The 14,601-nt window shown below is 67.1% G+C and carries 7 protein-coding genes; 1 reads left to right on the top strand and 6 read right to left on the bottom strand.

All coding sequences use genetic code 11. The features are described from left to right. The first annotated feature begins 131 nt into the window (after window positions 1-131). The gene (locus IEZ08_RS28020) at window positions 132-7,784 is read left to right on the top strand and encodes a polymorphic toxin-type HINT domain-containing protein (protein ID WP_189243314.1); all 7,653 of its coding nucleotides are present in this window, start codon (window positions 132-134) and stop codon (window positions 7,782-7,784) included. Window positions 7,785-8,838: 1,054 nt separating this feature from the next. On the opposite strand, the gene IEZ08_RS40680 is transcribed toward IEZ08_RS28020, so the two are convergent. From IEZ08_RS40680 to IEZ08_RS27990, 6 genes are all read right to left on the bottom strand, one after another. After that, window positions 8,839-9,102, bottom strand: coding sequence for a tyrosine-type recombinase/integrase (locus IEZ08_RS40680; protein ID WP_189243313.1), 264 nt, complete (start codon window positions 9,100-9,102; stop codon window positions 8,839-8,841). 424 nt (window positions 9,103-9,526) lie between these two features. Continuing rightward, complete coding sequence (locus tag IEZ08_RS28010; RefSeq protein WP_189243312.1) at window positions 9,527-10,393, bottom strand: NAD(P)-binding domain-containing protein; 867 nt, start codon at window positions 10,391-10,393, stop codon at window positions 9,527-9,529. A gap of 18 nt (window positions 10,394-10,411) precedes the next feature. Further along, window positions 10,412-11,878: a hypothetical protein gene (locus IEZ08_RS28005; RefSeq protein WP_189243311.1), complete on the bottom strand. Its 1,467-nt coding sequence runs from the start codon at window positions 11,876-11,878 to the stop codon at window positions 10,412-10,414. Window positions 11,879-12,171: 293 nt separating this feature from the next. Further along, window positions 12,172-12,663 carry an SRPBCC family protein gene (locus tag IEZ08_RS28000; RefSeq protein ID WP_189243310.1) on the bottom strand — a complete coding sequence of 164 codons (492 nt, stop codon included), beginning with the start codon at window positions 12,661-12,663 and terminating at the stop codon, window positions 12,172-12,174. A gap of 114 nt (window positions 12,664-12,777) precedes the next feature. Then, complete coding sequence (locus tag IEZ08_RS27995; RefSeq protein WP_189243309.1) at window positions 12,778-14,049, bottom strand: RNA polymerase sigma factor; 1,272 nt, start codon at window positions 14,047-14,049, stop codon at window positions 12,778-12,780. Between the two features lie 129 nt (window positions 14,050-14,178). Next, complete coding sequence (locus tag IEZ08_RS27990) at window positions 14,179-14,535, bottom strand: YciI family protein (RefSeq protein WP_068921399.1); 357 nt, start codon at window positions 14,533-14,535, stop codon at window positions 14,179-14,181. Window positions 14,536-14,601 lie beyond the last annotated feature (66 nt).

Here is a 14,601-nt window from a genome sequence, read left to right as displayed (position 1 = left end):
CACTGCCGCTGGACGTGCGTGGGCTTCGTCCGGCCAGGAAGCCGGAGGGGCCCTTGCCGCTCGATGAGCCGTCGGCATCCTCGGAGGCACGGCGGAAGCCTTCGGGCGCGGCACGGGTGCAGTTTTCCAGTTTGCGGACCACCGCTGGCGCAACGACTGCTGCCAGTGCGACTGCCAGCAATATCTGGATCCCCTACTACTACCCTGAAGACCAAGCCCAGGTCGACACTCTCACGCCGGAGCTGAACGCCCACGGCTACAACGCCGGAGCCGGATACGGTCCGTACCAGTACCGCTACAAGGTCTGCCTGCTGTCGGACGACTGGAGCACGGGGTACTGCGAGGAGTCCGGGTGGCGTTGGTGGACCGAGTCCGGGTGGAAAGTGCCCGAAGGTGTACTGGAGTGGGGTAAGCAGTACACCTGGGAGGTGTCGGTGCGCGATACCGGCACCCAGGAAGTCGGAACCATCGAGGACCTGACCTTCACCACCGGTGTGCGCCAACCGCTGGTGAGTTCTCAGCTCGCCGCCCGTGGTGTCAACGGGCAGGAGTTCCATCAGCTCGCGGGCAACTATACGACCGCCTTCATGGACGCCTCGATCGCCACCGCGGGTCCGCCGCTGTCGGTGGTCCGCTCCTACAACAGCCTCGATCCCCGTACTGACGGGATGTTCGGGGCCGGCTGGTCGACGCGCTTCGACATGAAGGTCCAAGCCGGCGGTGACTCCCCGCGGACGCTGCTGGTCACCTATCCCGACGGCCGCAAGCTCCGCTTCGCCGAGAAGCGGGAACGCCCCAACCCGGAGGCTCCACCGCCCACGGACACCACCGTCTACTTCCAGCCCCCGCCCGGTGTGCACGCCACATTGGCCACGGTCGAGGGCGGCGGCTGGCGGCTGATGGACAAGTCGTCGACCTCCTACGTCTTCGACGCGCAGGGCCGCCTGACCAAGCTGACCGACAGCCGGGGCCGTACCCAGGACCTGGTCTACGGGAGCGACGGAAAGCTGTCGAAGGTCACCGCGACCGGCGGCCGGTCGCTCACCTTCACCTGGACGGGCGGGCGCGTCACGGCCGTGGCCACCGACCCGGTCGACGGGCAGCCGCTGACCTGGACCTACCACTACGACGGTCAGCGCCTCAGCCAGGTGTGCTCGCCGGTGGCCGCCCCCAACTGCACCACCTACGGTTACATGACCGGCTCCCGCTACCGGGAGGTCGTGCTGGACGATCGACCCGTCGGCTACTGGCGGATGGGAGATGTCCGCTCTATCAATGACAGCGAGCTCGGTACCTACACCTGCTTGCCCGACGAGACCAACCAGACTGATTGCGCATACCTTCCCTCGGGAGCGCAGACCGGTAGGCCCGGCGCTTTGACCGGTACCTCGAACGCTGCGGTCAACTTCCAGGGCAGCGGCACTTCCTCGGGCATCCAGCAGTGGGGACTCTTTCCCAAGCTGGGCAAGAGTCTGTCCATCGAGTCATGGTTCAAGACCAATGGCTCCGGGTTCATCTTCTGGAGCGGCGGTACCAACGGCTGGGATCCCACCTCGCCGGAAAACGGAGTCCCCGGTCTCTACGTCGGTGTCGACGGCAAGCTCCGCGGGCAGATGGAAGCCCCGTTCGAGATGCCCTACACCCCTGTCACGTCCCAGCGGGCGGTCAACGACGGCCAGTGGCACCACGCGGTGATCACCGTGGCCGACGGCGTCACCAAGCTGTACGTCGACGGTGAGGTTGCGGGCTCGGCCAACGTGGGCGTCGAGCACCTGGACTGGATGGCTTCCAGCGTCATCGGCAGTGGCGGCGCGGATTCGCGTCTGCCTGGGTCGCCCGCCGGACGTTCCGAGCCCGCCGAGTTCGGTTTCACCGGGTTGATCGACGAGTTCGCGGCCTACGACCGGGCTCTGAGCGCGGAGGAGGTCCGGTCTCACTATGAGGCACGTGCCGAGGCGCCCTTCAAACTGAACAAAATCACGCTGCCTTCCGGGCGGGTGTGGATGTCCACTACCTACAACCCGGCAAACGACCGGGTCGTCACCCACACCGACCAGCACGGCGGCACCTGGAAGCTGGGCGAGCCCGTCTACACCGGCATCGGCGAGTCGATCAACGACCGCGGGCTGATGACGATCAGTGTCACCGATCCCCACAACGGCGTGATCAAATACGAGCACGACTCCTGGCGCGGGTATCGCCTCGTGTCGGAGACCGACCAGCTCGGTAAGAAGACCGTCAACGGGTACGACAGCGGCGGGTTCCTCGCCAAGGTGACCGATCGCAACGGCAACGTGGCCCAGAAGTCCTACGACGAGCGCGGGAACGTGATCAGCAGCACGACCTGCCGGGAAACGGGGAAGTGCCAGACGGATTATTTCGATTACTACCGCGACAGCACCAACGAGTTCGACCCGCGCAACGACCAGCTGCTGGCCACCATGGACGCGCCCTTCCCCGATCCTGACGCCTACGCCAGGGCGACCCGCTGGGAGTACAGCGAGTTCGGGGAGATTCTCAAGGAGACGTCGCCGGCGACCCCCGACTTCCCCGACGGCCGGTCCACGACCTACACCTACACCACGGGCGCCGAGCCTGCCGTCGGCGGCGGCACCACGCCCGCCGGCCTGCTCAAGTCGGAGAAGGACCCCAAGGGCAACGAGACGACCTACCGCTACACCGCGGCCGGGGACCTTGCCGAGGAGAAGGACCCGTCCGGCCTGGTGACGAGGTACGGTCACGACGCGCTCGGCCGGGTTGTCTCCCGTACGGAGATCTCGGACGCCCATCCCGACGGCGTGACCACGACCTTCACCTACGACGGCGTGGGCCGGGTGCTGACCCATACGGGAGCCGCGGTGAAGAACGAGGTCACCGGGGTCACCCATACCAGCCAGACCCGCTACGCCTACGACGCGGACGGCCGCAAGCTCACCGACACCGTGGTCGACCTGACCGGCGGAGATCCGGAGCGGAAGATCACCTATACCTACGACGCCTATGGCCGGGTGGAGACCGTCACGGGCCCCGAAGGGGGTGTGGTGCGCTACGCCTGGGACCACACCGGGGCGCGTACCAGCGTCACCGACGAACTGGGCAACGTCTTCCACTACGGCTACACCGCCCGGGGCGAACTGGCCACCCGCACGCTCAAGAACTGGACGGGGAGCCCGCTCAACCCGCAGCCCGCCAAGGACCTGGTCATCGAGTCCTATGCGTATGACCCCGAGGGGCGCCTGGCCTCCGAGGTCGACGCGATGGGCCGCAAGACCTCCTACACCTACTTCGGTGACGACCTGTTGTCGAAGGTGATCGCCGACGACGTGCGGCTCAACGGGTCCACCACACCCCGTGACGTGGTCATGGAGGAGAACACCTACGACGACGCGGGCAACGTGATCAAGCGCGTCCTCGGCGGCGGCACCCAGCAGCTGTTCTACGAGTACGACGCCGCGGACCGGTTGCTCTCCACGGCGCTGGAAGCCCCGTTCACCTCCGAGATCCCGACGTTCTCACGGGGAACGGAGTACGTGTACGACGCCAACGACAACGTGATCAAGGAGACGCACTCGGCCTACGGCACCGACCGCACCGAGGTGACCGAGTACGCCTACAACGCCGACGACATGATGACCCGGCGGACCGTGGAGAACGGCGCGCAGGACATCGTGACCACCTGGACGGTCGATGACCGGGGCCTGGTCGTGGAGATGACCGACCCCCGGGGCAACCTGCCTGGAGCCGACCGCGCCCGTTTCACCACCTCCTACCGCTACGACCTCGCCGATCAGTTGGTCGAGGTCAAGACTCCCGAGGTGACGGTCGAGAAGGCCGGTCAGGCGTCGAACGCGCGTCCCACCGTCCGCTACGGCTACGACAGCGCGGGCCGCAGGACCCACGCGGTGGACGCGGAAGGCCGCACGACCGTGACGGCTTTCGACCGGCTGGGCCGTACCGTCTCGGTGACGGCGGCACCGTACACGCCACCGGGTGGTGGCAGCACTCTCACGCCGAAGAACAGTTACGTCTACGACGCCGCAGGCCGGGTCACCAAGTACACCGATCCGCGCGGATCGGTGTGGACGACCGAGTACGACGCGCTGGGCAACCGGGTGCGGGCCGTCGAGCCTGGGCCGAACGGCCAGCCCGGCGCGCAGTGGACCTACGAGTACGACACCGTGGGTGAACTCCTCAAGACCGTGGACCCCACGGGCGCACAGAGTGAGGCGACCTACGACGACCTGGGCCGGCAGATCACCGCCACGCTCATCGAGCGCAAGCCGACGCCCAGGGCGCTGATCACGAAGATGGAGTACGACGACGCCGGACGCAAGACGAAGGAGGTCTCGCCCGGCAACCGCACCGTCGAGTACACCGTCAACCCGGCCGGTGAGGTCACAGCCATCAAAGACCCGCTGGGCGATGTCACGCAGTACGAGTACGACCTGGCGGGCCGCACCACGAAGTCGACCGACCCGCTGGGCAACGCCACGGTCACCGAGTACGACCTGGCGGGCCGGCAGGTAGCGATCAAAGATCTGGATGCGTCCGGAACGCTGCAGCGCACCTTCCGCACCGCTTACGACGTGGCGGGCAACCCCACCACGGACACCTCCGCCGAGGGCCATGCCGTACGGCGCGCCTACGACGCCACGAACGCGATGGTGGAACTCATCGAGCCGGTCGCGGACGGCAAGACCATCACCACGACCTTCGGCTACGACGCCACCGGCGAACTGACCCGCTCCACCGACGGCCGCGGCAACACCGTCTGGACCACCTACAACAGCCTCGGCCTGCCCGAAGCGGTGGTCGAGCCCGCCACCCAGGCCCATCCGCAGCCGGCCGACCGGACCTGGACCAGCGTCTACGACGCGGGCGGCAACGTCACCGCCGTCATCAACCCCGGCGGGGTACGTGTCGACCGTCAGTACGACCAACTGGGACGCCTGGTCAAGGAGACCGGCTCGGGGGCGCAGGTCGCGACCCCGGAGCGGACCTACGGCTATGACCTGGCCGGCCGCGAGACGGCCATCGGCGACTACACCCTGGAGTACAACGACCGGGGTCTGCTGACCAAGGTGTCGAAGGGATCGAACCAGACGGCCGCGTTCACCTACGACGACATGGGCAACGTGACCCAGCGCGTGGACGCCAGCGGTACCGCGACCTTCGGCTGGGACAACGACGACCGTCTCAAGACGGCGGCCGAGCCGGTGACCGCCCGCTCCTTCACCTACGGCTACGACAAGGCGGATCGGCTCACCTCGCTGAGCTCGGCCAACCCGACCAACGCCCAGTCCTTCACCTACGACGCGATGGACCGGATCACCAGTCACACGCTGAAGAACAGTTCCGGCGCCCAACTCGCGAAGATCACCTACGGCTGGGACAAGGACGACAACCTCATCTCCAAGATCACCGCGGGTACGGCCGGCGCGGGGACGAACACCTACGGCTATGACCGGGCCGGCCGGCTCACCTCGTGGAAGGCCCCGGACGGAAACGTCACGACCTACGAGTGGGACGCCTCGGGCAACCGGACCAGGGCCGGGACGGAGACCTTCACCTACGACGAGCGCAACCGCCTGGTCTCCGGCGGCGGCGTCGACTACACCTACACCCCGCGCGGCACGCTGGCCAGCGAGACCACCGGGGGAGTCACCCGGAACCTGACCTTCGACGCCTTCGACCGTCTGGTGGCCGACGGCGACGCCGCCTACACCTACGACGGGCTGGGCCGCTTGGCCTCCCGGACCCAGGGCGGCTCGGTCGAGAACTTCGCCTACTCCGGTCTGGAGAACGACATCGTCGCCGTCACCGACGGGGCGGGCGCCGTCCAGGCCAGGTACGGCCGGGACCCCTCCGGCGGCCTGCTCGGCCTGAAGGAGGGCACGGGTCCCGCGCTGGGCGTGATGTCGGACCAGCACGGCGACGTGGTGGGGACCTTCTCCGGGACCGCGCTGGTGGACTCCACCGCCTACGATCCGTTCGGCGAGGTCATCACCCGGACCGGGACCCAGCGGAGACTGGGCTTCCAGGGCGAGTACACCGATCCTGTCACCGGCAAGGTCAACATGCTCGCCCGGTGGTACATGCCGGGCACCGGCGGTTTCGCCTCGCGCGACGACGTGACGCTGAGCCCGTACCCGTCGATCAACCTCAACCGCTACACCTACGTGGGCGGAGATCCGCTCTCCCTCACCGACCCGTCGGGCAACTGCCCGTTCTGCATCCCGCTGCTGTTCCATGCCGCCCGGATCGCCGCGCAGGTCATCGCCCGGCAGATCGCCCAGCGTATGGCAGCCGAGGCGGCCAAGCGGCTGGCGGCTGAGGCGGCCAAGCGGCTGGCCACGGAAACCGCCAAGAAACTCGCTCAGCAGACAGCGAAGAAGACGGTGCAGCAGGGCGTCAAACAGGCCGCCAAGCAAGGGGTGAAGCAGGGCACCAAGCAGGGGGCGAAACAGGGCGTCAAGCAAGGGGTGAAGCAGGGCGTCAAACAGGCGGCCAAAAAGGTCGCCAAGCAGGGTGTGAAGAAGACCCTGCGGCAGGCCGGAAAGAAAGTCACGAAGCAGGCCGTCAAGAAGGCCGCGAAACAGACGGTCAAGAACGCCAAGAAGACCGTCAAGAACGCCAAGAAGACGGTGAAGAAGGTCACGAAGAAGGCGACCAAGGAGGTCAAGAAGCAAGCCGGCAAGGTCAAGACGAAGGCCAAGTCCAAGGCCAAGTCCACCAAGTCGACCACGAAGAACGAAATCTCCATGGAGCTGAGCGGCGACGCAATCGGCGATCTCACGGCCGGCCTCGGTGATGCCGCCGGTGTCGAGCCGCCGGACTTCGGCGACTGGGGAATGCCCTGCTTCGGTCTTGCGAAGTGCGCCAAGGACCTGGTCGAGAACTTCGTCGAGAACACCACCGACAAGCTGGTGGACGACCTCATCGACCAGACGGCCCCGGACCTGCCGATGATGGACCCGCCGGGTATGGGCGGTGACGGCTGTGACACCAGCAGGCGCAAGCCCAACAGCTTCGTTCCGGGCACCCGTGTCCTCATGGCGGGCGGTTCCACCAAGGCGATCGAGGACGTCAAGGTCGGCGACTACGTCATGGCCACCGACCCGCAGGCGGGTGTCACCGCGGCCAAGCCGGTCATCACCCTGATCACCGGCGACGGCGTGAAGAACCTCGTTGAGGTCACCGTCGACATCGACGGCGATCGTGGCAAGGCCACCGACCTCATCACTGCCACAGACGAGCACCCGTTCTGGGTCCCGGCCCTACGCAAGTGGCTGACGGCCGGCGAACTCCAGCCCGGCATGTGGCTGCAGACCTCGGCTGGCACCCATGTCCAGATCACCGCTGTCGAGAAGCGGACCGCTACCCAACGCGTCCACAACCTAACAGTCGACGACCTGCACACCTACCATGTGGTAGCAGGCAATCAGGCGATCCTTGTCCACAACGATGATCCTTTTGAGACTAGGCGGGTTTTCGGTCCCTTCCATCGGAAGGAGTCCAAGACTCAGACGGATGAAGTTGCGCGGATGATTGAGGAATCGGGAGAGCTCTGGGGAAGGACTCCCACGGGCGGTTTCACGCCAACTGTACAGGCCCATCGAGGGCCATTGCCTGAAGGGGCGAGAGGGGTGGAATTCTATTCAGATTATCCGCCCAGGCCTAATGATCCTGTATATGCCCAATGGTATGCAGGTGATGACGGTGTTACGGTGGATGGAGACTTCGCAAAGATATCCTGCACTGTGACAAAAAATACCCAACGCTGAATCCGAAGAATCGCCCCTCTTTGAAGGGGGGCGATTCTTCTTTGTGGATGGATGGTCTGAGTATTCTATCCCCATGCTCTGGTCTGGATTTTAGCGATAGATAGCAAATATTATTTTCGTTCCTTCTGTCTGGCGGTTTCGGATCGCAGAGATTGTCTGACAATATATGTGCACTTGCCGTTCTTGATAAAATCCAATAGTCTTGCTATATGGAAGAAATCACCCTCCGACTGGATCGCAGGACTGCGCTGCTCCTCCGTGATCACCTCTATATGGTTGGCGAACACTTCGCTGCAGGCACTCCTGTCGAGAAGTTTCCGCAGGAGGACGAGGAGAGGTTAGCCAGGGTCATGTGTGATCTCGATAAGGCTCTTGGCGGTCCTGGATGCATGGTGTGTGTAATGGGTGGATCGCATCGTTAGGGGGTGGGAGGGTCAGTGGGCCGCCGTAGATTCCCTGATTCGTGTATCCGGCACTGCATGAATAGGCGTTTTCTGGGCGGGTTCGGTGATATCGTAGCTCGTTTTGACTGGCAAGGCCCTAACGGCTCCCTTCGAATTGAACTCGTTATTCCAGTTGGCCGGATGGGAAGGTTTAACGAACTGGCTAAAGGTCGGATGTGGATGCGGTGAGCGGGAGTGGTGGAGGCTGATTAGGGATTCGATATCCTGGCGGTGTGTGACCGATATAGCCCCATGGGGAATCTCTGTGCAGCCGGATACACATCCGTTAGGGGGTGCTGCATTTATCGACAATTTCAAGCTCCCTCAATGGCTCGAGGGTGAAATGTTTCCACCCTTGAGTGCTGTCCTTCTCTCCACCGTTATAGACGCCAGCAGGGAGCCTATTAGATGAGTGCCCTGGATTCAGATATCGCGATAGCGAAAGGGTGCGTTGCTGACGGTCGGTAGTGGCCTCAGGGGTATCGTTTCGATAGATAATTCACGTCCTGCCGCGTAGATATCAAATCCAACCGAAGTCCCGCCGATTTACGCTTGGCGGGGCTTCTTGGGCTCTTCTGACGGCTACAGCAGTCGTGATCGTTTTTTGATGGCTATGGTTCGGGGCCGTCGAGGGCGTCGCCCATGCGTTCGATGGCGTCGCGTTGGAGGTGGAGCCGGACGTGGGCGTAGGTATTAGCGGTGATAGAGATATGGGCGTGGCCGAGCAGCTCCTTGATCACTACCAGGTCCACGCCCTGATCGAGTAGGAGCGAGGCACGCGAGTGCCTCAGGTTGTGGAAGCGGATCGTGCGCTGATCACCCTGATGAGCATCAAACCTGTTCGTAAGAAGCCACCGAGGCCGTACGGCGGTCACACTTCTTCATGGACGCGTCCCGGCAGGTGACGTATGAGGAACTGAGCCAGTTGCACCCCATGAACCTGCGGGGTCAGTTCAGGCGCGACTGCCCAGCCGGTGAGGCACCGTGTTCCGTCGTAGTTCCGTGAGAACGCCGAAAACAGTGAGAAGTGACGCGATGCGATCACAGGCGTAATCCCTGCTCAGCGGCGTGATCGAGCGATTTTCGCAGGTGGCCGGATCCGGGGTCTGAGATCACCCAGATCTACGAGGGCACCAACCAGATCCAGCGCATGGTGATGGCCCGCCAGCTCCTCAAGTAGGCCCCTGCGTGGTGCGGACCCGGCTCGGAGCACGTCTCCGGGCCGGGTCCCATGCGCCGTCACGGCCCTGCCGATCACGGAGCCGAACGGAGCCGAACGGGGCTGAGCTGAGCTGAGCACTACCCGGCCGTCGCGGTCAGTCCTTCGTCTCCTCGGCCGTCCGCGATGAGCGCTTCGATCCTCGCCGCCACCGCCGGGAGCCCGCCGTCGCCGAGTCGCCCGCCGCTCCGGAGCTCGATGAGGTGGCGGACGACCGTGAGGTGCTCGGTGAGGGTGGCGGGGCCCGCGGGGTAGGCGGCCTGGAGCAGTTCCGAGACCGCGGTGGGGATCCCGGTGACCACGTGGCCGAGCTGGGTGGCCGCGGTGTCGGAGAACTCGGCGATGTCGATGCCGGTCTCCCGTACGGTGTCGAGGGCGCGCAGCAGGCCGAGCTGGGCGTCGTACCAGACGCCGAACAGGGCGAGGTCCCAGACGGCGGCCGCCTGCGGCGCCTCTCCCACGAAGCGCGGCCTGCTCAGCAGTTCGAGGGTCGTACGGTGCCGCTCGAAGGCGGACCGGGAGCCGCTGTACAGGATGGTCGCCGCGTCGGTGCCGATCATCTCGGGCGCGGCCTGGATGCCCGCGTCGAGGTAGTGCGCCCCCAGAGCGGTGACCCGCCGGGCGGCCCGTCGGGCGTCGTCGGCGGTCCCGGTGTACATTCCGATGACCGTCCGTTCGGACAGGTCCGTGTCCAGCGCGGCGAGGCACTGCCGCACCGCCGCGTAGTCCGTGAGGGTGAGCAGGATCAGGGTGCCGGAGGACGCGGCCTCCCCGATCGATCCCGCCGGCAGGGCGCCCTCGGCCACCAGTCCGGCTGAGCGGCTCGCCGTACGGTTCCACACCACGACCTCGTGTCCACCGGTGAGCAGCCGGCGCGTCACCGCGCTGCCGACGGCTCCGGTGCCGATCACCGCGACCCGGTGCGCCGGGCTTTCGATCTCCGTCATGCCGACGATCCTCGGACATCAACCAATCTTGAGGTCAAGGCGGCGGTTCCGCCGCCGCCCGCCGGGCGTCCCCGCCGCCTGCGGAACGGCGGCGGAGGGGACTCCCGGCGGGCGGCTCCACGTGAGGGCCAGCGCCATGCTGAGCAGGGGGATGGCGGGCAGCCAGTATCTGCTGTCGTACGAGGTGACGAGCACCGGGGTGACGGTGAGCGCGACGCCCATGACCAGCGGTAGGAACACGACCCGGTGGGTCCGCCTGCGGGAGCGGACGGCACGGACCACCGTATGGATCAGGAGGACGCCGAAGACCGTTCCGGGCAGGAAGACGAAGGACTGGTAGGCGCGCATGATCCCTGCGAACGGCTCGCGGAACCGGGTGGCCGCCGGGCCTCGTTCGTACGCTCTCAGATCCTGCTGGATGGTTCCCCCGGCGATCCGCACGCCGTCGGGCAGCGGGCCGGTGACGTTGGGGAAGACGTAGCGGTTGTAGACGACCGGCGCGGGGTTCGGGCCTCTGCTCCAGGCCAGGGTGCGGCCGAGGTCCCAGTCGGCCAGCCCGAGATAGTCCAGCGGCTGACCGGCGACGGCCCGCCGGGCGAGGGCGCCGGCCCGTCCGTCGATCTCGGGGTGGAACAGGTCGGCGTGGGTCGTGACCGGATGGCCGGGGACCTCGCGCAGGGGCGACCAGTCCGCCCAGATGAAGAAGGGGGAGGTCGGGCGGCGTTCCCGGGGCTGGGGCGGGCACAGGACGGCCTCGTCCGGGGGTGGGCCGATTTTCTGGCAGTCGGCGAACGGCATCACCCGGGCCCAGAGCCATACGCCGCTCCCCCCGGTGATGGCCGGGGATCCGTGCCAGGAGCCGTACCAGAGGGCGTACCCGCCGAGAGGGAGCACCGCGGCCACGAGGGCGGCGGTGACCGCGCGCCGGCCCGAGCGGTTGATCAGGAAGTGGCAGGCGAGCAGGGGAAGCAGGACGAGGCCCACCGAGCGGGTGAGTGTCGCTGCGGCGAGGAGCAGCCCGGCCAGGGCGGCGCGGCGGAGGGAGATCTCCGGAGACCAGAGCGCCAGTGTCACCGCGGCCGTCACCAGGAAGGAGAAGAGGACGTCGCTGAGGACGGTGTGCTCGAAGAAGATCTGGTAGGCGTCGAGAAGGGCCGGAGCGGCGGCGAGCGCCGCCCACCGATGGGACAGCGCGCTCACCCTGCGGCGGATGAGCACGTAGATCATCACACCCGTCGCCAGTCCCATGAGGTGCTGGACGGCCGTGACGGCGGCGAAGCTGTGCAGGGGGCGCAGCGCCCACAGGAGAAAGGAATAGCCGCTGGGGCGGACGGGGTAGGGCTGCATCCGCTCGGCGACGCCCACATAGTCGAAGGAGTCCTCGAACCACACGGCCGGCGAGTAGCCGATCATGGTGAGAACGCGAAACACCGCCGCGACGGTGAGAACGGCGATGAAAAGCCGGTGCGGAATCAGCCGCCGCATGGGCGCGCCCTCCGGAGTCCGCCGGGGTCCCGGGCGAGGTCGTCCGGGTGCCGCGTCGGAGCGTGCGGGTGCCGGCGGGACATGGAGGGGGCCTGATTCTCTGTCGGCGCACCGTCGGCACACCCGGCGGTCGAACGATGATCTTTTTCAGATTACATTCGCGGGGTAAGGGGAATCCGACCGGATCCAGCCCGTTATTTACTTGTTGTGTGGGAAATGTGCCGGGTGTCTCACTCTCCGGAGCGGGACGTGGATTTCCCGCAGGATGCGGAGGCGTCAGGCGGTGGCGTTCTTCAGATCGGGGTGGCGGCGTTCCCCAGGTCGGCCAGCCAGCGTTCGTGGTTGGCGCGGAGCTTGCGCTCGCTGTAGACGAGCGGCGCCAGCGGCCCGGCGAACGACTCCTCGACGGTGACCCTGGTCCGTCCGTCGTCCAGCGGCTCCAGCACGTGCCGGTCCACCGCCCTGTAGGCGAGGAAGACGCCCGTCCAGGTCAGCTCGCGTCCCGGGTCCACCACGGCGAACCGGGACCGGATGGAGACGCCGTTGAGCTTCCACCGGAACGGCGCGCCGGGCCGTACGGCCCCGAGTTCGACGATCTCCAGGTTCGACCAGGACGGCCATGCGGCCAGGTCCGCCATGATCTCCCAGACTCGTTCCGCGGGAGCGTCGACGACGAGCGTGGAGGAGGAGATCAGCTGAGCCTCCCGGTCGATGCGGCCGTGAGCGGCGTACTCGTCGTGCAGGACGGCGAGCGACGGGCCCCGGTAGAACAGCTTGCGCACCATGGGGGCTCCTTCGGGACGATCGAATCAGAGATCGATGCTCTCTATAGAGGACAATGCTCCAGCTTCCCTCCGGGCATGTCAAGAGCACCGCTCTCGTTTTCTGGTCGGTCTGCGTCAGCCGCCCGCGCACGCGGCCGCGCGGTCGAGGAGGACGGCGCGTTCCGGAGCGTTGCGGGTGAGGGCCGCCGCGCGCTCGAACTCCGCGCGGGCCTCCTCCAGACGGCCGAGCCGGGCCAGGAGATCACCGCGTACGGACGGCAGAAGGTGATAGTCCTTGAGCGCGGCGTCCGAGACGAGCGCGTCCACGAGCCTCAGCCCGCGCTCCGGGCCGTACGCCATCCCGACCGCGACCGCGCGGTTGAGCTCCACGACCGGTGACGGGGTCAGCCGGACGAGCAGCTCGTAGAGGGCGGCGATGCGCGTCCAGTCGGTCTCCCCGGCGGTGGGGGCCTGCGCGTGGCAGGCGGCGATCGCGGCCTGCAGCACGTACGGGCCCGGCGGCCCGCCGAGCTTCTCGGCGCGCAGCAGCGCCTCGAAACCGCGCCGGATCAGCAGCCGGTCCCACAGGCCGCGGTCCTGGTCGAGCAGTTGGACGGGCTCACCGGACGGGCCGACGCGCGCCCGGGCACGTGAGGCCTGGATCTCCATCAACGCGACGAGCCCGTGGACCTCGGCCTCCTGCGGGGCGAGCCCGGCCAGGATCCGGCCCAGGCGCAACGCCTCCTGGCACAGGTCCAGGCGCATCCACTCGGTGCCTCCGGTCGCCGCGTACCCCTCGTTGAAGATCAGATAGATGACCTCCAGGACCGAGGCCAGCCGTCCGGCGCGCTCGGGGCCCTCGGGCACCTCGAACGGCACGCCCGCCTCGGCGAGCGTGCGCTTGGCGCGGACGATCCGCTGGGCGACGGTCGGCTCGGGGACCAGGAACGCCCGCGCGATCTCCTCGGTCGTCAGCCCGCCGAGCATCCGCAGAGTGAGCGCGGCGCGTGCCTGCGCGGACAGGACGGGATGGCAGGCGGTGAACACCAGCCGGAGGATGTCGTCCTCGATGGGCTCGGTGTCGAGGGCGTCGAGGACGGCGTCGAACTCCGGGGCCGGATCCGCGCTCTCCAGACCGTGCCCGATCTCCTCCAGTTTGCGTTCCAGCCGCTCCTGCCGGCGGATGCGGTCGACGGCCCGGCGCTTGGCGACGGCCATGAGCCAGGCGCCGGGGTTGTCCGGCACGCCCGACTCCGGCCACTGCTCGAGCGCCGCGACCAGGGCGTCCTGCGCCAGCTCCTCGGCCAGGCCGATGTCGCGCACCAGGCGCGCGAGGCCGGCGATGATGCGGGCCGACTCGATCCGCCAGACCGCATCGATCACGCGGTGGGTGTCAGAGGCCGTCACGCCGACGATGAGAGCATCCGGGCCTCCCCCGACGCAAGCCCGGAGGCTCACGACGCCCGGGTGGACCGCCACCCGGGCGTCGTCCTCCCGGAGCCCGCCGGGATCGGTTCCCCGGAGCCCGCTGCCCGCCTACTGCCCGGCCGCCAGGTCCTCGGGCCCGAACACCTGGTGGATCACGCCCTTGCCGTCACCGACGATCTGCCAGAAGCGCTTGGACAGTTCGATCGCCTCCTCCTTGGTGCGCGTCTCGATGAGCGCGAACCCGACGACGACCTCCTTCGCCTCGGCGTACGGGCCGTCGGTCACGGTGATCTTGCCTCCGGAGGACTCGATCCGGGTGGGAAGAGGGTCCAGCCCGCCCGTCGCCAGCAGCACTCCCGCCTTGCTCATCTCCTCGATGAACCGGCCCATCTCGGCCGCCACCCGCTCGTCCGGAGGGCTGCCCGCGGAGGAGCTGTCGTCCGTGGTCATCATGAGGAACCGCATCGTGGTGATCCTTCCGTTGCCGGCCGGTCCGTCCCGGCCTCCGCTGACGCGTCGAACGGAGGGACA

It is taken from the genome of Planobispora rosea (assembly GCF_014648175.1).
GTDB classification, from domain to species: domain Bacteria; phylum Actinomycetota; class Actinomycetes; order Streptosporangiales; family Streptosporangiaceae; genus Planobispora; species Planobispora rosea.
The sequence above is the reverse complement of the archived record's forward strand: the minus strand, read 5'-3'. Positions and strand labels throughout refer to the sequence as shown.

Coding starts and splice junctions, on each gene's coding strand:
- IEZ08_RS28010 (WP_189243312.1), bottom strand. CDS start 10,393: ATGACGGAGATCGAAAGCCCGGCGCACCGGGTCGCGGTGATCGGCACC.
- IEZ08_RS28005 (WP_189243311.1), bottom strand. CDS start 11,878: ATGCGGCGGCTGATTCCGCACCGGCTTTTCATCGCCGTTCTCACCGTC.
- IEZ08_RS28000 (WP_189243310.1), bottom strand. CDS start 12,663: ATGGTGCGCAAGCTGTTCTACCGGGGCCCGTCGCTCGCCGTCCTGCAC.
- IEZ08_RS27990 (WP_068921399.1), bottom strand. CDS start 14,535: ATGCGGTTCCTCATGATGACCACGGACGACAGCTCCTCCGCGGGCAGC.